Origin of the sequence: Sphingomonas prati, from assembly GCF_014643515.1 — a bacterium.
GTDB lineage: Bacteria > Pseudomonadota > Alphaproteobacteria > Sphingomonadales > Sphingomonadaceae > Sphingomonas_R > Sphingomonas_R prati.
In genome coordinates this window covers 122,031-146,036 of the sequence record NZ_BMJP01000005.1, presented here as the reverse complement: position 1 = coordinate 146,036, position 24,006 = coordinate 122,031, and the positions used below count along the sequence as shown (strand labels likewise).

23 protein-coding genes are annotated in these 24,006 nt (G+C 66.5%); 13 read left to right on the top strand and 10 right to left on the bottom strand.

Annotated features, from left to right (window positions below; all coding sequences use genetic code 11):
* Positions 1-17: 17 nt before the first annotated feature.
* The 6 genes from IEX50_RS14630 to IEX50_RS14605 all read left to right on the top strand — a co-directional run bounded on the left by IEX50_RS14630 (position 18) and on the right by IEX50_RS14605 (position 5,827).
* Positions 18-944, top strand: a complete 927-nt coding sequence (locus IEX50_RS14630) for a dihydrodipicolinate synthase family protein (protein WP_157177010.1) — start codon at positions 18-20, stop codon at positions 942-944.
* Positions 944-1,942, top strand: a complete 999-nt coding sequence (locus tag IEX50_RS14625) for a 4-hydroxyproline epimerase (RefSeq protein WP_157177011.1) — start codon at positions 944-946, stop codon at positions 1,940-1,942. Before IEX50_RS14630 ends, IEX50_RS14625 begins: the two co-directional genes overlap by 1 nt.
* A gap of 49 nt (positions 1,943-1,991) precedes the next feature.
* Positions 1,992-2,156 carry a hypothetical protein gene (locus tag IEX50_RS14620; RefSeq protein ID WP_157177012.1) on the top strand — a complete coding sequence of 55 codons (165 nt, stop codon included), beginning with the start codon at positions 1,992-1,994 and terminating at the stop codon, positions 2,154-2,156.
* 19 nt (positions 2,157-2,175) lie between these two features.
* Positions 2,176-3,582, top strand: coding sequence for an amino acid permease (locus IEX50_RS14615; RefSeq protein ID WP_157177013.1), 1,407 nt, complete (start codon positions 2,176-2,178; stop codon positions 3,580-3,582).
* 302 nt (positions 3,583-3,884) lie between these two features.
* On the top strand, positions 3,885-5,531 hold the full coding sequence (locus IEX50_RS14610; protein ID WP_157177014.1) for an FAD-dependent oxidoreductase: 1,647 nt from the start codon (positions 3,885-3,887) through the stop codon (positions 5,529-5,531).
* On the top strand, positions 5,528-5,827 hold the full coding sequence (locus tag IEX50_RS14605) for a UBP-type zinc finger domain-containing protein (RefSeq protein ID WP_157177015.1): 300 nt from the start codon (positions 5,528-5,530) through the stop codon (positions 5,825-5,827). The genes IEX50_RS14610 and IEX50_RS14605 overlap by 4 nt, the downstream gene beginning before the upstream one ends.
* A gap of 19 nt (positions 5,828-5,846) precedes the next feature.
* On the opposite strand, the gene IEX50_RS14600 is transcribed toward IEX50_RS14605, so the two are convergent.
* The 4 genes from IEX50_RS14600 to IEX50_RS14585 form a co-directional block, all read right to left on the bottom strand.
* Positions 5,847-8,042 (bottom strand): xanthine dehydrogenase family protein molybdopterin-binding subunit, encoded by a 2,196-nt coding sequence (locus tag IEX50_RS14600; protein ID WP_229674071.1) that lies wholly within the window; start codon positions 8,040-8,042, stop codon positions 5,847-5,849.
* Positions 8,043-8,360: 318 nt separating this feature from the next.
* Complete coding sequence (locus tag IEX50_RS14595) at positions 8,361-8,813, bottom strand: MBL fold metallo-hydrolase (protein WP_184075316.1); 453 nt, start codon at positions 8,811-8,813, stop codon at positions 8,361-8,363.
* 167 nt (positions 8,814-8,980) lie between these two features.
* On the bottom strand, positions 8,981-10,285 hold the full coding sequence (gene pncB / locus IEX50_RS14590) for a nicotinate phosphoribosyltransferase (protein ID WP_157177017.1): 1,305 nt from the start codon (positions 10,283-10,285) through the stop codon (positions 8,981-8,983).
* Positions 10,286-10,424: 139 nt separating this feature from the next.
* Entirely contained in the window at positions 10,425-10,634 is a 210-nt protein-coding gene (locus tag IEX50_RS14585; RefSeq protein ID WP_157177018.1) for a hypothetical protein, read from the bottom strand.
* 642 nt (positions 10,635-11,276) lie between these two features.
* Here IEX50_RS14585 and IEX50_RS14580 point away from each other — a divergent pair.
* The 7 genes from IEX50_RS14580 to IEX50_RS14550 all read left to right on the top strand — a co-directional run bounded on the left by IEX50_RS14580 (position 11,277) and on the right by IEX50_RS14550 (position 19,909).
* Entirely contained in the window at positions 11,277-12,488 is a 1,212-nt protein-coding gene (locus IEX50_RS14580; RefSeq protein WP_157177019.1) for an SDR family oxidoreductase, read from the top strand.
* Between the two features lie 81 nt (positions 12,489-12,569).
* Entirely contained in the window at positions 12,570-13,094 is a 525-nt protein-coding gene (locus tag IEX50_RS14575) for a ferritin-like domain-containing protein (protein ID WP_157177020.1), read from the top strand.
* A gap of 63 nt (positions 13,095-13,157) precedes the next feature.
* Positions 13,158-13,799, top strand: coding sequence for an aldehyde dehydrogenase iron-sulfur subunit PaoA (gene paoA / locus IEX50_RS14570; protein WP_157177021.1), 642 nt, complete (start codon positions 13,158-13,160; stop codon positions 13,797-13,799).
* Positions 13,796-14,740, top strand: a complete 945-nt coding sequence (locus tag IEX50_RS14565) for an FAD binding domain-containing protein (protein ID WP_157177022.1) — start codon at positions 13,796-13,798, stop codon at positions 14,738-14,740. Before paoA ends, IEX50_RS14565 begins: the two co-directional genes overlap by 4 nt.
* Positions 14,737-16,992 carry a xanthine dehydrogenase family protein molybdopterin-binding subunit gene (locus tag IEX50_RS14560; protein ID WP_157177023.1) on the top strand — a complete coding sequence of 752 codons (2,256 nt, stop codon included), beginning with the start codon at positions 14,737-14,739 and terminating at the stop codon, positions 16,990-16,992. The genes IEX50_RS14565 and IEX50_RS14560 overlap by 4 nt, the downstream gene beginning before the upstream one ends.
* Before the next feature lie 207 nt (positions 16,993-17,199).
* On the top strand, positions 17,200-18,303 hold the full coding sequence (locus tag IEX50_RS14555; RefSeq protein WP_157177024.1) for an NAD(P)-dependent alcohol dehydrogenase: 1,104 nt from the start codon (positions 17,200-17,202) through the stop codon (positions 18,301-18,303).
* Between the two features lie 91 nt (positions 18,304-18,394).
* Positions 18,395-19,909: an aldehyde dehydrogenase family protein gene (locus tag IEX50_RS14550; protein ID WP_157177025.1), complete on the top strand. Its 1,515-nt coding sequence runs from the start codon at positions 18,395-18,397 to the stop codon at positions 19,907-19,909.
* 197 nt (positions 19,910-20,106) lie between these two features.
* On the opposite strand, the gene IEX50_RS14545 is transcribed toward IEX50_RS14550, so the two are convergent.
* From IEX50_RS14545 to IEX50_RS14525, 6 genes are all read right to left on the bottom strand, one after another.
* A complete protein-coding gene (locus IEX50_RS14545) occupies positions 20,107-20,883 on the bottom strand; it encodes an SDR family oxidoreductase (RefSeq protein WP_157177027.1) in 777 nt (258 codons plus the stop codon).
* Positions 20,884-21,010: 127 nt separating this feature from the next.
* On the bottom strand, positions 21,011-21,301 hold the full coding sequence (locus IEX50_RS14540) for a DUF1488 family protein (RefSeq protein ID WP_157177028.1): 291 nt from the start codon (positions 21,299-21,301) through the stop codon (positions 21,011-21,013).
* Positions 21,302-21,307: 6 nt separating this feature from the next.
* The gene (locus tag IEX50_RS17690; protein ID WP_260161226.1) at positions 21,308-21,433 is read right to left on the bottom strand and encodes a hypothetical protein; all 126 of its coding nucleotides are present in this window, start codon (positions 21,431-21,433) and stop codon (positions 21,308-21,310) included.
* Positions 21,434-21,567: 134 nt separating this feature from the next.
* Positions 21,568-22,092, bottom strand: a complete 525-nt coding sequence (locus tag IEX50_RS14535; protein WP_188699499.1) for a DUF6438 domain-containing protein — start codon at positions 22,090-22,092, stop codon at positions 21,568-21,570.
* 69 nt (positions 22,093-22,161) lie between these two features.
* Positions 22,162-22,527: a hypothetical protein gene (locus IEX50_RS17545; RefSeq protein WP_198350681.1), complete on the bottom strand. Its 366-nt coding sequence runs from the start codon at positions 22,525-22,527 to the stop codon at positions 22,162-22,164.
* Between the two features lie 94 nt (positions 22,528-22,621).
* The gene (locus IEX50_RS14525) at positions 22,622-23,779 is read right to left on the bottom strand and encodes an aldo/keto reductase (RefSeq protein WP_198350682.1); all 1,158 of its coding nucleotides are present in this window, start codon (positions 23,777-23,779) and stop codon (positions 22,622-22,624) included.
* Positions 23,780-24,006 lie beyond the last annotated feature (227 nt).

The window sequence follows — 24,006 nt, the reverse complement described above, 5'->3', positions numbered from 1 at the left end:
AGGAAGGTCGATACCGAATGTCAGTCGAATGGAAAGGCGTTTTTCCGGCCGTCACCACGCAGATCCGTGAGGACATGACCGTCGATCTGGGCGACACGCAACGTGTCGTCGCCGATTTGATCCGCGACGGCGTGACGGGTGTCATCGCACTCGGCACGGTGGGCGAGAACAACTCCTTCGACTATGACGAGAAGGTCGAGATACTGACCGCGATCGTCGAGGCGGTGCATGGCCGCGTACCCGTAATCACCGGCGTTTCGGAATATGATACGCGCCGCGCGGTCCGTTATGCCCAGACGGCGGAAAAGGTCGGGGCCGACGGCCTGATGCTGTTGCCGCCGATGGTCTATGTGCCGAAGCCGGCCGAACTGGTGCTGCATTTCAGGGGCGTAGCCGAACAGGTCGGCCTGCCCATCATGCTGTACAACAACCCGCCCGCCTATCGCACGCTGATCGACAACGAGGTGCTGGCCGCGCTGATCGACGTTGCCAACATCGTCGCGGTCAAGGAGTCGGCGCCCGACACGCGCCGTTTCTCCGACGTGAAGAATGCGTTCGGCGATCGCTACGTGCTGTTCGCCGGGCTCGACGACGTCGCGCTGGAGGGGCTGTTCCTCGGCGCGCAGGGCTGGGTTTCCGGCCTGACCAACGCGTTTCCGCGGGAATCCGTCGAACTGGTCAACGCGTTCCAGCGCGGCGATCATGCCAAGGCGATGGAGATCTATCGCTGGTTCATGCCGCTGCTCCACCTGGATGCCGAGCATGACCTGGTTCAGTCGATCAAGCTGGCCGAGCAGGTGATGGGTCGCGGGTCCGAGCGCGTCCTGCCGCCGCGTTACCCGCTGGTCGGTGCGCGCCGGGCCGAGGTGATCGCGATGGTCGAGCAGGCGGCGGCGACACGGCCGACGCTTTCGCCCGCCGAGCCGGCGTTTGCCCCCGCCTGATGCGGCACACATTCTTCTGCATCGACGGGCACACCGCCGGTAACCCGGTCCGCCTGGTTGCGGGCGGTGCGCCGTTGCTGAAGGGCGCATCGATGTCCGAACGGCGGCAGGACTTCATGGCGCGGTTCGACTGGATCCGCACCGGACTCTGCTTCGAACCGCGCGGGCACGACATGATGTCCGGCGGGTTTCTGTATCCGCCGACGCGGGCCGACACCGATATCGGCATTCTGTTCATCGAAACGAGCGGATGCCTGCCGATGTGCGGGCACGGCACGATCGGGATGGTGACGTTCGGTCTGGAACACGGCCTGATCCAGCCGGCCGAGCCGGGACGGTTGCGGATCGAAGTACCGGCCGGCGTGATTGACGTGACGTACCAGACCGACGGCCCGAAGGTCACGTCGGTCCGGATCACCAACGTGCCGGCCTACGTCGCCGCGCGGGGTATCCAGGTGGATATCGACGGCATCGGACCGCTCGTTGTCGACGTGGCCTATGGCGGAAACTACTATGCGATCGTCGAGCCGCAGGGGCGTTACACCGGCCTCGACGATCTCGGCGCGGCGGAGATCGTCGCGCTGAGCGGTCGGGTTCGAGAGGCGGTGCGCGCCGTGTTCGAGCCGGTCCACCCGGTCGACCCGACGATCCGCGGCGTCAGCCACGTGCTGTGGGCCGACGTGCCGCGAAGCGACGGCGCGGACGGGCGCAACGCGGTCTTCTACGGCGATAAGGCGATCGACCGGAGCCCGTGCGGCACCGGCACCTCCGCGCGGCTGGCGCACTTGGCGGACAGCGGCCGATTGGCGGTTGGCGACCGCTTCGTCCACGAAAGCTACATCGGCAGCCGGTTCGTCGGGCGGGTTGAGGCGGCGACGAGCCTGGGCGACACCGCCGCGATCATTCCGTCGATCGAGGGATCGGCCGTCGCGACCGGGTTCAACACGATCTGGATCGATCGCGAAGACCGTTTCTGGGAAGGTTTCCAGGTTTCATGAAGCCCGTTCGGTATCGGCGCGGCAATCCCGCCTCCCGAGCCGCACATCGATGGGCAACGTTGTCCGTGGGCAGATCGTCACGGCGCGCTTTTGCGGCCGGCTGGGCGCGAGGATCTTCCGCGATGAGGGGCGGATGCTGACGCTGCTGGCCGGCCATTTCCAATCGAGGCCGACCCAACTGCAACACCAGTTAGGGACGGCGCGCGACGCGTAACCATATTCGGGGATGGGCAATGTTTGGACCACGCAAATCGTTCGAATCGTCGGCGCATGGCCAGGAACATAGCCTCGCCAAGACGCTGAGCTGGCCACATCTGATCGCGCTCGGCGTCGGGGCGATCGTGGGCACTGGGATCTATACGCTGGTCGGGGTCGGGGCGGAGCGGGCGGGGCCGGGCGTCATCCTGGCCTTCGTGATCTGCGGCGTCATCTGCGCGTGCGCCGCGCTGGCCTATACCGAACTGGCGACGCTGATTCCGGCGGCCGGCAGCGCCTATACATTCAGCTACACCGCATTGGGGGAAACCGTCGCCTGGGTCGTCGGATGGAGCCTTATCCTGGAATATTCGCTGGCCTGCTCAACGGTGGCGGTTGGCTGGTCCGGATATCTGGTGGGGTGGATCGAGACGGCGGGAGTTCACCTGCCGCAGGCCTTACTGGTCGGGCCCCATGGCGGCGGCATCGTCAACATGCCGGCTGTGCTCGTCTCGCTCGCCGTCATGGGAATGCTGATCCTCGGCACGCGGCAGAGCGCGACGCTGAACATCGTGCTGGTCCTGATCAAGCTCGTCGCGCTGACGATCTTCGTCGCCTACGCGCTGCCCGCGTTCCAGAACGCGAACCTGCATCCGTTCATGCCCTACGGCTTCGGATCAACCGAGGTGGCCGGGCACAAGCGCGGCGTGATGGCGGCCGCCGCGATCGTGTTCTTCGCCTTTTACGGCTTCGACGCGGTCGCGACATCGGCAGAGGAGACCAAGAACCCGAAGCGCGACCTGACCATCGGGATCGTCGGGTCGATGCTGGTCTGCACCGTGATCTACATGGCGGTCGCGGTGACTGCGATCGGTGCCATGCCGTTCACGCAACTGGCCAATTCGCCGGAACCGCTCGCGCTTGTCCTGCGGCAGCTGAACCAGCCGTTCGCGGCACAGCTGATCGCGCTTGCCGCGGTGATCGCGCTGCCATCGGTCATTCTGGTGATGATGTACGGCCAGAGCCGGATCTTCTTCGTCATGGCGCGCGACGGTCTGCTGCCCCGCGGGCTGGCGAAGGTGAGCCGGCGGACGGGATCGCCGACGCTGATCACGATACTGACCGGTCTGTCGATCGCGGCGGTCGCCGGCTTCTTCCGGCTCGACGAGATTGCCGAACTGGCCAATGCCGGGACGTTGATCGCTTTTATCTCGGTCGGCATCTGCCTGATGGTCCTGCGACGCACGGCGCCGCAGCTGCCCCGCCTGTTCCGTTGCCCCGCCGCCTATGTGGTCGGGACGGTCACAGTGCTGGGGTGCCTGTACCTGTTGGCCAGCTTGCCGTCCTCGACGCTGGTGCGGTTCGTCATGTGGAACGTCGCGGGTCTGGTGTTGTATGCCGCTTATGGTCGGCGCAATAGCGGCGTGGGCAAAGGGGGCGCCTGAGAACGGGTCGGCTCAGGAGCCATAGCCTGCGTTCCCAATTGCGCCAGTGTGAGCCGTGAGGATGTTTCCAGGGACACCGGTTCTCGAGTTGTCAGGTGCGCCGCCAGATCGTTGGGGCCGTGGTTCGCCTCGTCTGTCGCGGCGGACACGACAGAATCCTACGCCCTGTCATAAATGGACATCATAGGCCGGGTTTAAACGGTCAGAATGTCCACCAAGTCCTTGGCTATGACGATGCGAAACACGGAATGAGGTTCGGTCGTCTGGAACGGTGGGAAGCGTGAGCTGACAGGAAGGACAGGATGAGCATGAGCGACACGCGTGAGCACCAGCGTTTTCCGGTCCTGACGCCGGCGCAGGTGGAGACCACGCGGCGCTTTGCCAGCGGGCCGGAAACACGCTTCGCGCCGGGCGAGACGCTCTACGCAATCGGCGACCATGGCGCGCCGGCCTGGCTGGTGGTGGACGGCAGCATTGAGGTCGTGCGGCGTGACGGGTTGAGCCGCGAGGCGACGATCACGGTGCATCAGGCGGGCCAGTTTTCGGGCGAGGTCAACCAGCTGGCCGGGCGTCCGTCGATCGCCGCGGGGCGGGCCGGGCCGGACGGCTGTACCGCGCTGCCGCTTGATCCGGCGCATCTGCGCGCGCTGATGGTCGGATCGGCGGATGTCGGTGAAATCGTGATGCGGGCGCTGATCCTGCGCCGCGTCAGCCTGATCGAGGAGGGGGGGGCCGGTACGATCCTGATCGGCACGCCGGGCAGCCCGGACATGGTGCGGTTGCAGGATTTCCTCGGCCGCAGCGGGTTGCCGAACCGCGTGCTCGACCTGCGGTCCGACGAGGAGGGCAGGGAGCTGGTGGAGCGGACCGGCGTGTTGCCGGAGGAGCTGCCGCTGGTGGTTTGTCCGGCGGGACCGGTGCTGAAGCGGCCGAGCGTCGAGGAGCTTGCCGCCTGCCTGGGTGTCGTGCCGGACATCGATCCGGAGCGTTTGTTCGATGTCGCGATCGTCGGCGCGGGACCCGCGGGCCTGGCGACCGCGGTCTATGCGGCATCCGAGGGATTGTCAGTCGTCGTGCTGGATGGCCGGGCGATGGGCGGGCAGGCGGGTGCATCGTCGCGGATCGAGAATTATCTTGGCTTCCCCACCGGCATTTCCGGTCAGGCGCTGGCGGGGCGGGCGTTCAATCAGGCGCTGAAGTTCGGGGCCGAGATCGCGATCCCGGTGACGGTCGAGGGACTGGATTGCGACGGGTCGGTGCCGACTTTGCTGTGTGCCGACGAGCGGCGCGTGAAGGCGCGGGCCGTGGTGATCGCGTCGGGCGCGCGATACCGCCGGCCCGACGTGCCGAGGCTGAGCGAGTTCGAGGGGGCGGGCATCTCCTACTGGGTGTCCGCCATCGAGGCGCGGCTGTGCGCCGGCGAGGAGGTAGTGCTGGTCGGTGGCGGCAATTCCGCGGGGCAGGCGGTCGCCTTCCTCGCGCCGCAGGTCCGCAAGCTGCATCTCGTGGTCCGGCGCGAACTCGAGGCCACCATGTCGCGCTACCTGATCGACCGGATCGCGGCGTTGCCGAACGTGGAAATCCATGTCGGGTGCGAGGTCGCGGGGCTGGAGGGCGATCGCCAGACCGGCCTGACCGCGGCGACGTTCCGGGACCGGCGCGACGGGACGCTGACCCGGCGCGAGGTGCGGCACATGTTCCTGTTCATCGGGGCGGATCCCAATGCCGACTGGGCGCAGGGTTGCGTCGACACGGACGCCAAGGGGTTCGTCGTGACCGGCGGCGGTTCGCTGCCGCTCGAAACGAGCCGGGCGGGTGTCTTCGCGATCGGTGACGTGCGGGCCGGGTCGACCAAGCGCGTCGCCGCCGCGGTGGGCGAGGGCGCGGCGGTGGTGGCGCAGATCCACAGCATGTTCGCCGAACAACTGGCCAGGGAGACACGCGCATGACCTGCACGCACATGAAGACGATCCGGGCGGTGACGCCCAGCGCCAAAGGGTGCGAGGAGTGTTTGAAGATCGGCAGCGTCTGGGTGCATCTGCGGCTGTGCCGTGAATGCGGTCATGTCGGATGCTGCGACGATTCCCCGCATCGCCACGCGCGCGCACATTTTCACGGGACGCGGCATCCGATCATCGAGGGCTACGACCCGCCCGAGGGCTGGGGATGGTGCTTCGTCGACGATGTCGAGGTCGCGCTTCCGGACCAGACGCCGCAGGTCGGGCCGATCCCGCGCTTCTACTAGCGCGGCGGGGCGGGGCGCGTCAGCCCAGCGCCGTCTCCGGCCGGATCGGCAGATCGCGGATGCGCGCGCCGGTCGCGTTGAAGACGGCGTTGGCCACGGCGGCCGCGACGCCGATGATGCCGATTTCGCCCAGACCCTTCATGCCCGCCGGGTTCACGGCGGGGTCGTCGTCCGGGACCATGATGACCGTCTGGCCGACGATATCGGCGAATGTCGGGACCAGATATTCGCCGAGGTCGCGGTTCATGTAGACGCCGGTGCGCGGGTCCAGCTCCGTCTTTTCCAGCAGCGCGGAGCCGAGCCCCCAGGCCATGCCGCCGATATACTGGCTGTGCGCCGCCATCGGGTTCAGCACGCGGCCGGCGGCAAAGGCGCCGACGTGGCGGGGCACGCGGATCTCGCCCGTCGCGGCATGCACGCGGACCTCGACCAGATGTGCGCCGAACGTCCAGGCGAGCTTGTCCTCGGGGGCGGTGATGAGCTTGATGTGGCCAGCGCGCAGTTCGTCGAGCGCGTTGGGCTTCGCGCCTGCGGGCAGCCAGTCGAGCCGGACCTCGCGCGCACCTTCCGGCTTGCGGAGCAGCGCGTCGCAGGCCTCCGCCAGCGCATTCGCCAGGCTGGTCGTGGTGGCGGAACCGCCCGAGATGCCGGCGGGCGGCAGGGCCGTGTCCCCCAGCGCGACCGTCACCCGATCGAGCGGCACGTTCAGCCGTTCGGACACGATACTGGCGAGCAGCGTGTAGAGGCCGTTGCCGATCTCGTGATGGGCGGTCTCGACGCGGACCGCGCCGGTCGCGTCCTGCGCCAGGCGGATGGCCGCCGCGCCGATCTTGACGGGTCGCGCCGCCGCCGCGCAGCCGTGACCGATCCACCAGCCGTCGCGGAGCGTGGCGCGCGGCTGTGCCACGCGATCGGACCAGCCGAACGCCGCGGCGGCCGCATCGAAGCAGCGCATCAGCGGGCGCGTCGTGAACGGTTTGCCGGTGACCGGATCGGCCAGCGTGTCGTTGCGGCGGCGCAGTTCGATCGGGTCGATGTTCAACGTGTGGGCCAGTTCGTCCATGGCGCTTTCGATCGCGAACAGGAACGGGACCTCGGGCGGGGCGCGCATCGGACCGGGCGTGTTCCGGTCGACGCGGCCGAGCCGCTCCTCGGCCGCGACCGCGTCCGCCGCGTAGAGTGCGGTCGAGACGTCGGTGCCCTCCATCGCGAAATTATCGAACCGCGAACTGATGGTGGCGGCGTCATGCCCGACCCCGAGCAGATGGCCATCGGCGGTCGCGGCAAGGCGGATGCGGTGGCGGGTTTCGGTGCGGTGGTTCGCGACGGTGAACTGGTCGCGGCGGCTGACCTCCAGCCGGACGGGGCGGCCCAGCCGGCGGGCGGCGAGCGCGCAGATAGCGGTCTGCTGCGACAGCGCGAGCTTGCCGCCGAAATGACCGCCGATGAACCGGGAGATGATCCGGACGCGGTCGGGCGCGATGCCGAGTTGCGAGGCCAGACCATGCTGCGCGGCGACGAGATAGCGGGTCGGTTCGTACACGGTCAGCCGGTCGCCATCCCAGCTGCACGTCGTGCTGGGCAGTTCGATCGGGTTGTGATGCTGGATCGGCGTCGTGTAGCGGCCGTCGATCCGCACCGCCGCCTTCGCCAGCGCGGCGTCCAGGTCGCCCTTGCGGCGGTCATGATGCTCGGGACTGACATCGGCGAGACGCTCGGTTTCGCAGCGCGGATCGGCCAGGCTGGCGACCGGCGACTGGCCCGCGTAGCCGACGCGCAGCGCCGCCGCCGCGGCCGCCGCGATCTCGGACGTTTCGGCGACGACCATCGCGACGATCTGGCCGGCGTAGCGGATTTCTGGCGAGGCGAGCGGCCGCCAGCTGCTGTTGGCCCAGCCACCCTCCATCAGGTGACCGACGGGGCCGATCGCGTCGCCGACATCCTCGTGCGTCAGGATCAGCAGCACGCCGGGGATCGCCACGGCCGCGTCGCGATAGATCGAGGTCACTCGGCCGCGCGCGATGGCGCTGACCGCGAGCGCCGCATGCACAATGCCGGGCAGCGTCACGTCGCCCGGATACTCGGCCAGTCCGCAGACCTTGAGCGGCCCGTCGATGCGGGTGCGGGACTGGCCGGCGCGGGCGATATCCGAACCGGACTGCGCCCGGACGCCGGACGCCGCAGGCGACGCGGACCATGTCGATGTTGTCGTCACTCTTGCTTCCTGTCTGCTCACGTCGACATAACGCTGCGACAGCGAAGAATGGCTCGTCGGCATGTCTCCGGCCTGGGCTGGAACGCCGAAAGCGCGGGGATCGCGGACGCGTCTTGCGACAACTCCTGAAGTGAAGGGGCTCGTGCCGATATATTTGGAAGGGATCAGGGCATCCTGGTGCGCGCTTCGGGCGGATCGCGATACCGGTGGTTGTCGCTTCACAAACAGTGTTTTCGAGATACATGGCCCGCGAATGTCCGCTAGATTTGCGGCAGAAAGGTCGCGCTCGATGATGAACTCCAGCGACCCCAGTTAGCGTCAGAGCGGCATCTCGGCTTGGCAACGCTCCAGTTCGACGGGGTCGTGCGTGCAGGTGATGGTGAGGTCGTCGCGGTGTTCGCGCGATAGGGCGCGAAGCCGTTCCTGGTTCGTCATGCGGCTTGTGGCATCGACCTGCATGAGGCGTTGGTAGGCACGTAGTCCGGGGGTGCAGCGGCGGCGAGCCTCGCGCATTTCGCCGCGGTAAAAATAGGCGTCGCCGGCATGGAGCAGCCAGCGGCCGTCATTGCGGCGGATGGCGACACCGGCATGACCCCAGGTATGACCGGGCAGCGGTACCAGCAGGATTTCCGGCGGAAGCCCGTCGAGGTCCCGCACCACATCGAACCCGAACCAGGGCTCACCCCGGGCGCCGTAGGTTCGCCATTCGCCGACGTCGTCGAGTTGCCGCGGACGCCACCGGTTCCGCGCCGAGCGGACAGTCCGTTCCACAGTTCAGGTGATGGATGCGCACACGCCGTTTCCCTCTCCCACCCCGATCGATCGATCGATCCTTGTGACCCATTCGCGACATCCGGCGCTTGATGTGGGTCATGCTGCGATCTCGGGATTTACGGCAGTTCGGTTGTTGCTCTCTCGCTCCTGCGGTCAGGGGCGGACTAGACGATCACCGGCAGAGGCGACCGTCCTTCCTCGCCAAAGATGCGCAAGTAGCGCGCGATTTCGGCAGGTTGGCCGGTCGCCTTGTCGGGATTGTCGGAGAGCTTGACGGCGGGGCGGCCGTTGGCGGTCACGACCTTTGCGACCAGCGAGATGGGCTCCAGTCCCATAGCACCGTCCGGCGCGCAGCCGCTGAAATCGTTGGTCAGGTTGGTCCCCCAGCCAAAGCTCATCCGGACGCGCCCGTCGAAGTGGCGATAGGTCGCCTCGATCGAGTCTAGGTCCATGCCGTCGGAGAAGATCAGGAGCTTGTCCGCCGGGTCGCGGCCATGCGCCTGCCACCAGCGAATGATCCGTTCGCCGCCGGCAATGGGCGGAGCGCTGTCGGGGCGAAAACCGGTCCAGTCCGCGACCCAGTCGGGCGCCCGTTCGAGGAACGAGGCGGTGCCGAACGCGTCGGGCAGCACGATCAGCAGGTTGCCGGCATAATGGTGTCGCCAATCGTCGAGCACACGGTACGGCGCCGCCGCGACGTCTGCGTCGCTCTCCGCCAGTGCGGCGAGCACCATGGGCAGTTCGTGCGCGTTGGTGCCGATCGCCTCCAGGTCATTGTCCATCGCTAGCAGGACGTTCGACGTGCCGATGAAGCGCGGCCCCAAGCCCTCCTTCAAAGCCTCGACGCACCAGCGCTGCCATAGAAAACCGTGACGCCGGCGCGTGCCGAAGTCCGAGATGACGAGGTCGGGCAGCAGGCGCAGCCGCTCGACCTTGTCCCATAGCTTCGCCTTGGCGCGGGCATAGAGAACATCGAGCGCGAAGCGGCCCATCCCCTTCGTCGCGGCGCGGGAGCGGAGTTCGTTGATGATGGTCAGCGCGGGGATTTCCCACATCGTGGTGTGCGTCCACGGTCCGGCGAACTGCAGCTCGAACTGCCCGTCGACCCGGGCGAGCCGGTAGTCGGGCAGCCGGAAATCGGCCAGCCAGGCAATAAAGTCCGGCTTGAAGATCCGTGCCTGTCCGGCTAAGCTATTGCCCGCGAGCCAGATGAGCTCCTTCTTGCTGAACCGGATCGTGCGGGCGTGATCCAGCTGCGCGCGCAACTCCGCTTCGTCGATGTCGTCGGCCAGATGCACTGTCTGCGTGCGGTTGATGAGCGCGAAGGTCGCCTGGACGTCCGGGTAAAGGTGCCGGATCATCTGAAGCATCAGCAGCTTGTAGAAGTCGGTGTCGAGCAAGCTGCGGACGATCGGGTCAAGCCGGAACCCGTGGTCATAGGTGCGAGTCGCAATATCAGTGACGGCCATGACGTTCCGGGACTCCGCTCATGCTTCTATTGGCGGAGTTTCGCTCAAGATGCATCGACCCGGAAGTGTCTGAGCGGGACACTGCAAGATTGCAGGCGTTGGGGGCTGCCGTCTCACTCGGCAGGCACCGCGTCGACGATCAATCGGTCTCGCTTGTACCGCTGGCATCAGCCGTCGTTGCCGGATCGCCCTCGTCGATCGACGGCGGCGCGCCGCGTTCCTTCGGATCCGCGGCAGGGATCAGCGCGTCGCTCTTCTTGGTTTCGCCGACCGCCCCGGGAGTCGCTTGTTCATGGATTTCGTCAAGTTCGTTCGCGACGGGATCCGGATCGTTCTCGATGTGCGTCATCGTGCAGTCCTTCCTAAATAAACGTTACTATCGTACCGTTTGCCCAAGCCATTTTCGCTCGTCGGCGGTGAAGTTGCGCGAGTTCCGCGTGGCGGTACCTGCTCGGGTCGCAGCTCGCGTGTTCTGCCGCCAAGTCTTCGCGTGCCGCCGCCTGCTGATGCTCGTGAAGTTTCATAGAGTGAGACGCCTGAGCTAGATTTTCGGTACGCCTGAAACCTAGCGTGTTCACGCCGGCTGATCTTAATCGATTTTAATACTGTGTCGTTTCTCAACAAAATGCACGCTAGCCAGCTTCCGATGCGGGCTGCCGTGGTGGCGGATGGGCGGGGGTTCACAGGGCCGAGGACCGACGCCGGCGTGTCGGCGAGCAGGGGCAAGGCCTTGCATGATCGGTTTGCTGCGAGGCTGGCGTATCTGGATCGAGCCGAAACTAGTGCGCCGAAATGGGTAGCCACGGATGCAGCCTTTCCGATTTCACATTAATCGATGATAAGAAATCTAGTAGAAGCCGTTTTATATAATTCGAATAAATTGATAACCTAGATTATCCTAAATATATTTGGCGGAACCATGTCCTAAGTTCGAACGCTCGAATGCCAATTGCAGAAGCTCGTCTTCATATAACAGTAAGGTGTTAGCGTCATGAAGCTCAAGCCGATCCGGGAACAGGTCGTCGTCATCATCGGCGCATCAAGTGGCATCGGGCGCGTCTGCGCGCTGCGTTTTGCGAAGAAGGGAGCTGCGCTGGTGGTCGCCGCGCGCGGCGAGGAGGGTTTGTCCACGCTTGTCGAGGAGATCGTGGCGGCGGGCGGCGAGGCCGTCTACCAGGTCTGCGACGCGACCCTGCCGGAAGACGTCGCCGCCGTCGCCAAGTATGCAGAGGCGCGCTACGGCCGCATCGACACATGGGTCAACGACGCCGCGGTGTCGGTCTATGCCAAGTTCTGGGACACGACGCCTGAAGAGTATCTCCGCGTGATGGAGGTGAATTACCTTGGGCAGATCCATGGCTGTCTGTCCGCGCTGCCGGCGCTGCGTCGGACGGGTGCCGGGGCGATTATCGCGATCTCCCCGGTTGAGAGCATGGTCTCGCTGCCGCTGCACGCGGCCTACAGCGCATCCAAGCATGCGGTCGAGGGCGCGATGGATGCGCTGCGCCGCGAATTGATGGCGGACGGTGTCCCGATCTCGGTCACCAGCGTCAAGCCGGCGACGATCAACACGCCGTTCTTCAACAATTCGCGCAAGAAGATGGACGTGAAGCCGAAAGGCCCGTCGCCGATCTACGATCCGCAGGTCGTGGCCGACTGCGTCCTGTATGCCGCAGAGCATCCGGTGCGCGACCTGTTCGCCGGTGGTGCCGCCCGCATGATGGCGCGCGCGCAGGCGACGATGCCGGGGATGGTGGATCTCATGCTCGCCAGGGCCGGCATACCGGCGTCGCGCACCGACGTGCCGCGGCCGGGCGGGAAGCAGGGCAACCTGTACGAGCCTTGTGCCGGCGACCGGATGAACGGCGACTTCACGCCGAAGGCACGGCGGTTCAGCGCCTATACCTGGCTGGAGACGCATCCGAAGGTTCGGTTGCTGGCCATGGGCGGCGTCGTGCTAGCGGGCGCGATGCTGGCGCAGCGACGCGGCGAGCGGCCGGCCGAGACGGTGGAGCCGGTGGCCGAGCCCGCGCTGCTGCTGCTGTCCGACGAGACCGAGGTGCTTGTCCTGGAAACCGAGATCGAGACGGAGATCGAAACGGTCATCGTGCTGACCGAGCGGGCCGACGACGTTTCGCTCGATGAGCCGGCGGAAGCCTGGATGGCGCCGATCCATCCCCGCCAGACGCCCGTCGACGCGTAACGCCGCGGCGTGGCGCCACGCCCGCCCGGCCGGCCGACGATCGCCGGCGGACTACCGATCCAGACAGAAGGAAACCCGACCATGGCCAATCCCCAGGACACGCTCCGCCAGCTTTTCGTGACCGGCGCAACCAATCTCCACGCCGTCGAGAAGCAGGCACTTTCGATCATGTCGCCGCAGATCGCGCGGATCGAGCATTACCCCGACGTGGCCGACCGGCTGCGGCTGCATGTCGATGAGACCAACCGCCAGATCGAACGGTTGGACGAGATACTGGCGCCGTTCGGCACGAGCGGTTCGACGCTGAAGGACATCGGGCTTAGTCTGTCCGGCGGCATGGCGGCGCTGGCCCACAGCATCGCGGGCGACGAGATCCTGAAGGACAGTTTCGCCAACTACGCGTTCGAGCATTTCGAGATCGCGGCGTACAAATCGCTGCTGACGCTCGCCGAGGATGCGGGCCTGACGCACGAGATGTCGCTGCTGCAGGAGTCGCTGCGCGAAGAGCAGAGCATGGCGCAGTGGATCGACGAGGCTCTGCCCGCGGTCACGCGCCGTTACGCCGCGCTCTACGCGGAGAGCGGTGCCGGTACCGCCAAGATCTGAACGCGACGCGACTTCATCACAGAGCGGGTCAGCGTCCATGCGGCCGACAATATGGGGAATGATATGCACACCGAGCCAACTGGCGGGGTTTCGCGTCGCGAGATCCTGGGCACCGGAGCCGCGACGGCGTCCATGCTGGCCGCGCCCGCAATGGCGGCCGTGACGCCGGACAAGGCGCGCGAGGCGGATCCGCCGCTGGTGCGCGTGATGCTGACCGTCAACGGCAAGCCCGAGAACCTGACGCTTGATGCGCGCACGACCCTGCTCGACATGGCGCGCGAGCATCTGAAGCTGACGGGGTCGAAGAAGGGCTGCGACCACGGGCAGTGCGGGGCGTGCACGATGATCGTCGAGGGCCGGCGGGTGAATTCCTGCCTCAGCTTGGCGGTGATGCATGACGGCGATACGATCACGACGATCGAGGGGCTCGGCACGCCGGACAAGCTGCACCCGATGCAGGCCGCGTTCGTGCGTCACGACGGCTATCAATGCGGTTACTGCACGCCGGGGCAGATCGTGTCCGCGGTCGCGATGCTGGAGGAGGTGCGGTCCGGCGCGCCGAGCTTCGTGTCGCCCGACCTGGAGCATGCGGAATATTCCGACACGGAAGTGCGCGAGCGGATGAGCGGCAATCTGTGTCGTTGCGCCGCCTATCCCAACATCGTCGCGGCGATCGGCGACGTGCATGCGGGGAAAAAGTCATGAGAGCGGTGACCTACGAACGCGCGACGTCCGCGCAGGGGGCGGCGCAGGCCTCAGTCGGGCACAAGGGCGCCAAGTTCATCGGCGGCGGGACGAACCTGCTCGACTTGGCCAAGCTGGAGATCGAGACGCCGTCGCATCTGGTGGACGTGACCCGGGTGCCCGGGCTCGACCGGATCGCGCCGACGCCGGACGGCGGGCTGCGGATCGGGGCGACCGTCCGTAATGCGGAGCTGGCGGCGGACCCGCGAGTGCGGCGCGACTATGCGGTGCTGTCCCGCGCGCTGCTGAGCGGTGCCTCGGCCCAGTTGCGCAACAAGGCGACAACCGCGGGCAATCTGCTCCAGCGGACGCGCTGCCTGTATTTCTACGATACCACCAAGCCGTGCAACAAGCGCGTGCCGGGATCGGGCTGTTCGGCGATCGGCGGGTTGAACCGGACGCTGGCGATCGTGGGGGTGAGCGACGACTGCATCGCGCATCACCCGTCCGACATGGCGGTGGCGATGCGCGTGCTGGATGCGGGCGTGGAGACGGTGATGCCGGACGGCGCCACACGGACGATCCCGATCGCCGATTTCCACACGTTGCCCGGCAAGACGCCGTGGATCGAGACGACGCTCAAACCCGGCGAGTTCATCACCGCTGTCACGCTGCCGAAGCCGGTCGGCGGGCGGCAGAGCTATACCAAGGTGCGCGACCGGGCGTCCTATGCCTTTGCGCTGGTCTCGGTCGCGGCGATCACCGGGCCGGGGCTGCAACGTTTCGCGTTCGGCAGCATCGCGCACAAGCCGTGGCGGGTGGAGGATGCGGAACGCCTGAAGGGGGCCGACGCGATCGCGGATCGCGTGCTGACCGGTGCGCGATCGACCGACCAGAACCGGTTCAAGATCGCCCTGGTCCACCGCACCCTGGATGCCACGATGCGCGGAGAGACGGCATGAAGTTCGACAAGCCAGCGGGCCCCAACCCGACCGACCGCATGCGCATTCTCGGCAAGCCGTTCGACCGCGTGGATGGCGCGATCAAGGTGGCGGGGCAAGCGCCCTATTCCTACGAATATCACGATATCGCGCCCAACGCGGCGTACGGCGTGATGGTGGGCGCGGGGATCGGCAAGGGGCGGATCGCCACGATGGACACGCGTGATGCGGAACGCGCGCCGGGTGTCCTGCTGGTGCTGACCCACCGGAACGCGCCGAAAATGTTCGGCCAGCAGAAGAAGCAGAACACGACGAGCCAGGAAAGCAGCGAGGGGTCCGAGGAGGCCAAGGGCGCGCATGCCGCGCCGCAGTTGCAGGGTCGCGACATCAAGCAGCATGACGAGGCGGTAGCGTTCGTCGTCGCCGAGACGTTTGAGCAGGCGACTGCCGCCGCGCATCTGGTGCGGATCGGCTATTCCGCCGGCAAGGGGCGCTTCTCGCTGACCGAAGGTGCGCGCAATGCCAAGCCGAACCCGGAGGCGGAGGATGCGCATGTCGGGGACTTCGACGGGGCCTTTGCCGCCGCGGCGGTGAAGGTGGACGTGACCTACACCACGCCGAACCAGTCGCAGGCGATGATGGAGCCGCATGCGACGCTGGCGATGTGGTCGGGTGACCAGCTGACGCTCCACACCTCGCACCAGATCACGCACTGGTCGACCGAGGGCGTGGCCGACACGCTGGGCATCCCGCACGACAAGGTGCGGTGCGTCTGCGCCTATATCGGCGGCGGGTTCGGGTCGAAGCTGGAGGTGTACGGCGACGCGGTGCTGTCCGCCGTGGCGGCGCAGAAGCTAGGCCGGCCGGTCAAGTGCGCGCTGACCCGGCCGCAGATCTTCAACCATACCACGCACCGGCCGCCGACGATCCAGCGGCTGCAACTGGCGGCGGGACGCGACGGGCGGTTGTTGGCGATGGGCCACACGACCTGGACCGGCGACCAAGAGGGGGCGCGCGGCGAACTGGCGACCGAACAGTCGCGGCTGATGTACGGCGGCGCGAACCGCAAGCTGGAGACCTATATCGCGACGCTCGACCTGCCCAAGGGTGGATCGATGCGTGCGCCGGGCGAGGCGGCCGGACTGTTCGCGCTGGAAGGCGCGATGGACGAGCTGGCCGAGGCCCTCGACATGGATCCGGTCGAACTGCGGATCGTCAACGACGTGCAGCAGGACCCCACGACGCAGGACAAGGTGCGGCCGTTTTCGGATCGCAAGCTGGTCGAATGCATGCGGCAGGGGGCGGCGAAATTCGGCTGGGACCGGCGCAACCGGCGTCCGGGCCAGATGCGCGACGGATCGCTGCTGATCGGGCACGGCATGGCGGGCGGCATCCGCAACAACATGGTGAAGGCATCCGGCACGCGGGTCACGTTGCAGTCCGGCGGGCGGGTGCTGGTCGAAACGGCGATGACCGACATCGGCACGGGCAGCTACACGATCAACGCGCAGACCGCGGCCGAAATGCTCGGCGTGCCTCTCGACCGGGTCAGCATCAAGCTGGGCGACAGCCTGTTCCCCAAGGCCGCGGGGTCCGGCGGATCATGGGGCGGCAACAGCTCGACCGCGGGGACTTACGCGGCGTGTATGGCGCTGCGTACCGCGATCGCGGCGCGGATGGGGATGCCGGCGGATGCCGAGTTCGTCGACGGGCAAATCCGCGCCGGTGGCCGTTCGATCCCGCTGGCAAGCGCGGCGGCGAACGGACCGGTCGTGGCCGAGGATACGATCACCTATGGCGATCTGGAAAAGACCTACGCGCAGGCGAGCTTCGCCGCGCATTTCTGCGAGGTGGCGGTGAGTGCCGTCACCGGCGAGGTCCGCGTGCGGCGCATGACCAGCGCGTTCTCGGCCGGGCGCATCCTGAACGCCAAGACCGCGCGCAGCCAATGCCTGGGCGGCATGACGATGGGGATCGGCGCGGCGCTGATGGAGGCGTTGCAGGTGGACGAGCGGTTCGGATACTTCGCCAACCACGATCTGGCCGAATATCATGTGCCGGTGCATGCCGACATTCCCGACCTTGACGTGATCTTCGTCGACAGCCTGGACACCAAATCGTCGCCGATGAAGGCACGCGGGGTCGGTGAGCTGGGTATCTGCGGCGTTGGCGCTGCGGTTTCCAGCGCGGTCGCGAATGCGACGGGCGTCCGGGTGCGCGACTTCCCGATCACGCTCGACAAGTTGCTGCCGCACCTGCCGAAGGTGGCCTGAAGGTCGTCCGGGTGTGCCGGTGAGTTCCAGTAACATACGATAATGACTTGTCTTTTACTTCGAATTTCATGGTCCGTAGCGCACGCTTGAGCGTGTCGCGCGGAACATGGGGCGGGTGCGGGTCGCTCCCGAAGTCTCGCACCTGACATCTCTACGGTTCGGACGGCACGGCACCGGCCGGATCAATTCAATTCTAGGAGTATCCCAATGACCAAGGCACTCGGTTACGCGGCGGCCCATTCCTTCACCCGGCTGAAGCCGATGGAGATCGAACGCGACGACCCCAAGGCGAACGAGGTGGCGATCGAGGTGCTGTTCACCGGCGTCTGCCATTCCGACGTCCATCAGTGCGAGAATGATTGGGGCAATACGGTCTATCCGTGCATGCCGGGTCACGAGGTCGTCGGCCGCGTGACCGCGCTGGGCGACGCGGTCACGCGGCACAAGGTGGGCGACCTGGTCGGCGTGGGGTGCATGATCGACAGCTGCGGCACGTGCGCGTCCTGCGTGGCCGGTATCGAGCAATATTGCGAGGGCCCGAACGGCTGGCTGGCGACCTATAACGGTCCGATGAAGCCCAAGGCGCAGGCCGCCGACGGCACGAACATGTACGGCCGCGACAATACGTTCGGCGGCTATTCCAACGCGATCGTCGTGCGCGAGGATTTCGTGCTGAAGGTGCCCGCGGCGCTGCCGATCGAGGCGGCCGCGCCGATCCTGTGTGCGGGGGTGACGACCTATTCCCCGCTGAAGCATTGGGGCGTGAAGGCCGGCCACCATGTCGGTGTCGTGGGCTTCGGCGGGCTGGGCGACATGGGCGTGAAGCTTGCGCTGGCGATGGGCGCCAGGGTGACGGTGTTCACCACCACGAAGGAAAAGGTGGCGGACGCCGAGAAGCTGGGTGCCAAGGGCGTCGTCGAGGGCGACAAGGCGGCCTATGCAGCGCTGGCCAACAGCTTCGACTTCATCCTGTCCACGGTACCGGAGAAGCACGAGGTCGACTCGTTCGTGCCGCTGCTGAAGCGTGACGCGACCTTCTGCGCAGTGGGCGCACTGGTGCCGATGGCGGGATACAACAACATGGTGATGGTGATGCACCGCAACCAGCTTGCCGGCTCGCTGATCGGGTCGATCGCGGAGACGCAGGAAGTGCTCGATTTCTGTGCCGAACACGGGATCGCCCCCGACGTGCAGGTGATCCCGATCCAGGAGATCAACGAGGCGTTCAAGAAGGTGAAGACCGGCGATGTCCGCTATCGCTACGTCATCGATATCGACAGCCTGCGCCACGAAATGACCGAGGCGGCCTAGTCCGGCCGGCCGGCAGGGCGGATCGGTGGTCGATCCGTTCCGCCGGTCAGCCGCGCGCGCTCTGCCCAACACCCATCATCGAGGAACCATCATGGCCGCTTCGGCACCGTATCAGGATTTCGACAAGCTGTTCATCGACGGCCGCTGGAAGGCGGGCGGCAGCAAGCCGAAACCCAATGTCAGCCCGTGGACCGAGCAGCCGTTCGGCGAGGCGCCGCAGGCCGATATCGACGACCTGAACGCAGCCTACGAAGCCGCCCGCAAGGCGCAGCCCGCATGGGCGGCCAAGCTGCCGTCCGAACGGGCGCAGGTCTTTGCCAGGGTCGCGCAGATCATGGACGAGCGGCGCGACGAGATCATCGGCTGGATCGTGCGGGAGGCCGGCGGCACGATGCTGAAGGGTGCGCTGGAGTGCAAGTCGGTCCAGGGCGTGATGCTCGAGGCCGCGTCGCTGCCGTATATGGTCGAGGGGCGGATCCTGCCGAACGACACGCCCGGCAAGGAAAGCCGGGTGTACCGCAAGCCGGTCGGCGTGGTCGGCGTGATTTCGCCGTGGAACTGGCCGTTCCAGTTGTCCGGGCGGTCGCTGGCCCCGGCGATGGCGGTCGGCAATGCGGTGGTGCTGAAACCCGCGTCCGACACGCCGATCACGGGGGGGCTGCTGTTCGCCAAGATGTTCGAGGAAGCCGGCCTGCCGCCGGGCATCCTGAACGTGATCCCGGGGCCGGGCAGCGAGATCGGCGACGCGTTCGTCAAGCATGCGGTGCCGCGCGTCATCTCGTTCACCGGATCGACGCCGGTCGGGCGCAATCTTGGCCGGATCGCGTATGAGGCCGACATCATCAAGCGGCTGGAGCTGGAACTGGGTGGCGACAGTCCGCTGGTCGTGCTGGCCGATGCCGATCTCGACCTGGCGGTGGGGGCCGCGGTGTTCGGCAAGTTCCTGCACCAGGGGCAGATCTGCATGATCGCCAACCGGCTGATCGTCGAAGCACCGATCTACGACGAGTTCGTCGATCGTTTCGCGGCGGCGGTGAAGGCGCTGAAGATGAACGGTCCGGACGATCCCGAAACCTTCATCGGCCCGATCATCAACCGCGCGCAGTTGGAAAGCGTGCAGGGCGCGATCGGCAAGGCGCGCGATGCCGGATACCGGCAGGTCGCGGGCGGCGAGGCGCAGGGACTGGTCCTGCCGCCGCATGTGTTCGCCGACGTCGATCCCGAGGGTGCGCTGTACCGGCACGAGATCTTCGGGCCGCTGGCGCCGGTGATCCGCGCGGCGGACGAGGGCGACGCGCTGCGGATCGCCAACGACACCGATTACGGGCTGTCGTCCGCGGTGTTCACCAGGGATCTGGAACGCGGCGTCCGGTTCGCGCGGTCGATCGAGGCGGGGATGGCGCATGTCAACGACCAGCCGGTCAACGACCTGCCGTTCAGCCCGTTCGGTGGCGAGAAGAACAGCGGGATCGGGCGGTTCAATGGGCGCTGGGCGGTCGATGCCTTCACCACCGACCAGTGGGTGACGGTGCAGCATACGCCGCGACCCTATCCGAACGATGCCCGCCTGCTCAGCCCCGGCGCGTCCGAAAGCGTCGGGGGGTAGGGTTGGCCGCCGCCGACTGTTCTCTTGCGGGTTGCGGGTTGCGGGTTGCGGGTTGCGGGTTGCGGGTTGCGGGTTGCGGGTTGCGGGTTGCGGGGCAGTGGGCAGTTCAGCGCGGCGAGTACGTCCTCAGATGGCCGCACCATTGTTCCCGGTTAGGGTCGTCGGGCCACGCAGCTTGGTAGTCCCGACCGGCATACTTATTGGCGGTCGCCCGCGGCGCGTTGGGCGGCGGCACGTTTCGTCAGTGTCTTGAGCGTCTCGTCGAAGCGGCCCTCCCGCTCGGCCTTGCGGAGGAACTGGACCTCGTCAACCAGGATTTCGCAGGGGGTTGGCTGCTGCGCGAACTGGGACGCGACCGCGTCGGCGAAGGCGTCGAGCGGCATGTAGCCGGGCCGGTTCGCCTGGCCCGGAGTGAGGTCGGTCTGGACGCCGGGTGGTACCAGTTCGATCACCTCAACCTTGCCGGCAAGCTGCGTTCGCAGCGAGACGGTGTAGGAATGGATGGCGGCCTTGCTTGCCGAATAGGTCGGCGCTGCGATCAGCGGGACGTAGGCGAGGCCGGAGGTGACGGTGACGATCGCGGCGTCGGCCTGGCGGGTCAGGTGATCGATAAGCGCGTTCGTCAGCCGGATCGGGCCGGTGATGTTGATCGACAGCGTCGCCTCCGCGTCCGCAAGATCGCGCGCCGTGGTCAGGTCCTCGAACTTCATGATCCCAGCGTTATTGAAGAGCACGTTGAGCGACGGGAAGTCGGCGACGACCTGTTTCGCGAATGCGGCCACCGCCGCGATGTCCACGACGTCAAGGATCGCGGTGTGGATGCGCTCGCGTCCCGCCGCGGCGCGGTCGAGCGCGTCCTGGCGGCGGCCGACGATGATGACGGTGTCGCCGCGGTCGTGGAAGCGGTGGGCGAGCGCTTCGCCGATGCCGCTGCCGCCTCCCGTCATGAGGATGGTGTTGCCGCTGGTCTTCATGATGTCTGCTCCGCGCCAGAATGTCTTGCCGCAGCAGATGGTCGTCGGTTGGGATCGTTCAATGGCTGGCGAACAGCTACGACGGTTACAACGGCAAGAAGATGCGACGCACGCCGGCCCAGCGTCCTCAGCCCTCGACGTCCGAGGTGGTCAGCAGGATTGGCGGCTCGCCGCCGAGACGTTTGACGAACTCGCGCTGGGCGATGCGGTGGATGTGGCCTTCGAAGTCCGCGAACACTTCGAGCGCGGTTTCGTGATCGAGCATGTCGAGGTCGGGATCGTGAAGCTGGGTCAGCGCCTCGTTAGTGATGAGGAACTCGACGACACCCAGGTTCGTGGTTCCGGTGAAGCCCACGCTCTCGCGTTCGGCGACCCAATACCACTCGCCGGGCTCGAAGCGGACGCTGGGTTCTGTCATCGCCGCTTACCCCGCCGCCGAAGTGTCGATGGGGCGGTGATCGACCGGCACCGCGATGCCCCCGCCCGTGAACTTGGTGTCGAAGGCGTCGCCGGTCTGCGCTGAGCGCTCAGGATTTGCGACTCCGGTCATGTCGCGGGCACCTTGGGGGCGTTGGCGGGACGTCAGGGTCTCGGCCCGGGTCGCTTCGATCATGATCGTTTACCTTCCGCATGTCGTCGCCAGTGCTCGGGACACTCGATATGTCGGCGGTTGCCGTCGCAAGATCAACGGTTGCCGATCAAATCGGCGATCGGCAGCATCGTCGGCGCGGCACGCAGCGCGTCGGCCAGCGACCGGTGTTTGTCGCGGTCGCAGCCATAATCGAAGACGAGACGGCCGGACCCGTCCGCGCCGCTCCACGTCACGTCGGCCGATGGCAGGTCAGTCGCGTAGCTTTTGCAGGCTTCAGGCCCGTTCAGCAGCAGCTCGCCCGTCGGTAGGAAGGGTTGCAGGCGGGTGAAGAACGCCGCGGTCTGTGCCGGCGTCGCCGTGAAGCGGCGTTCGCCGGTGACGGCGGTGTTTCGGGTGCCGGTGAACGTGCCGGCGCCAGTCGCGGCGATGGTCAGCGAGTAGACCGGGCAGAAGCCATGGCAGGATGTCGTCGCGTAGGTGATGGCCTGGATCCGCGGTTGGGCTCTGGCGGGCGTTGTGGGCGCGGACACCGATCCGGCGGTCGTGCATCCGGCGAGCGCGAACGCCGCAACAGCCAGAGATCCCATCGAGCGCATCGTGCCGTTCCTCCTGGTCATGTTCGTCGGTCCAGTACCCTTAGCGCACCGACGCGGTTGCATGCGCGGTTCTGCTAGCGTCGCGGGCCGTTACAAGCCACCCTGGAAGTCAAAGGCGAAGCGGTACTGCGCGTTCGCCCGCTGACCGGTGCTCCGGTCCGGGACTGCGGCGACAAGCGTGAGCTTGCCGTCCGCGATCGCCACGGGCTCGCCGAGCGTGAGATCGACCTGTCTGGACGAGGTGCCGCCCAGCACGGTCGCCCGTACGATAAGGCGGCCGGCCCAGACGCACTGTGTGTCGACCGGGCAGCGGCTGTCCTCTATGATCCGATCGACCCGGACGCGCGGTCCGCCGACATGGGCGGTCCGGCCGATCCGAACCGGCCCTTCGACCGCGCCAGCCGTGGCGCAGCCGGCAAGGAGTGACAGGACGAGCGGAAGCAGGGCGCGGTGCATCGATTGATGGTGATGGGGTGTGATGAGTTCGCGAACGTTCGGAGCTGGGTCGAGGTCGGTCATCGAAGTGGAGGACGTTCGCGTCTCGTGATGCTCACCAGCGTTGATGCACGTGCGGCGCGATGCGCTCGTCATAGATTGTTTTGACTGCGGCCATGAGGACCGGGGGGAGCGGATCGAGGTCAGCCGCAGCGGCGTTCGCGGTTGCCTGTTCGGGGCTTCTGGCGCCGGGAATGACGACCGAGATCGCTCCGTTCATCATGATCCACCGCAATGCGACCGTTGCCATTGGCACATCGCCGGGCAGGAGCGCGCGAAGCGCGTCCACCGCGTCCAGGGCGATGTCGTAGGGCACGCCGGCGAAGGTCTCGCCGACGTCGAATGCCTCCCCGTGGCGATTAAAGGCACGGTGATCGTCGGCCGCGAAATGGGTATCGGCGCTCATCTTGCCGGTGAGCAACCCGCTCGCCAGCGGGACTCGCGCGATGACGGCGACTCCACGCCGCCGTGCTTCGGCAAGGAACAAGGAGGCCGGACGCTGGCGAAACATGTTGTAGATGATCTGAACGGAGGCGACGCCGGGATATTCGATCGCCTTCAGCCCTTCCTCGACCTTTTCCACCGACACGCCGTAGTGCGCGATGCTGCCGGAGTCGACCAGTCTGTCGAGTGCCGCGAACACCTCGGGACGATAGTAGATTTCGGTCGGCGGACAGTGGAGCTGGACGAGATCAAGTGTATCGACGCCGAGATTCTCGCGGCTGCGATCGACGAATGCGGCAAGGTTGTCGGCGGTGTAGCCGTCGGCGACATGCGGGGAGAGGCGGCGCCCCAACTTGGTGGCGATGAACGGGCGCGGTCCGTCCCGCGTGTCAAGGACAGCGCGGATCAGCCGCTCGGACCGGCCGTCGCCGTAAACGTCGGCGGTGTCGATGAACGTCATGCCAGCATCGAGCGCTGCGTTCAGCGTCGCGTGGGCAGCGTCGTCGCTCACGTCGCCCCAATTGCCGCCAATGGCCCAAGCCCCGAAGCCGATCGGCGATACCGTGGCGCCGGTCGAACCGAATGGACGCTGCTCCATACCCAAATTACTCCTACGGTGTTCAAAGTAAGCTTGTCGCACAGCCGAGAATTTTTGACGATCCCGTTTGGTTTGAACGATTTGGGCTCCGGCTCCGGCTCCGGCGGCGGCGGCATGAAATAGAGGCTGAACCTGATGAAACGACTTCCGCTCGCCAGTCTCGGAAAGCATAAGAACGCATCGCCCCGCTAGCCCGCGTCATTGGGCTCGTCGTTCCTCGCGCCTTTCGACACCATTTTCGGTGGCTGTCGTCAACAGAATGTGGAACGAACGGTACGGCAATATGATTGCCGAGTGGTTCACACCGAACAGGTTCGCAAAGCGGATCGAACGCTGGTTGTGTTCAATCTTGTCGAGCATTTGACCTTTGAAGAAGGTTTAATTCCACACACTGGCGA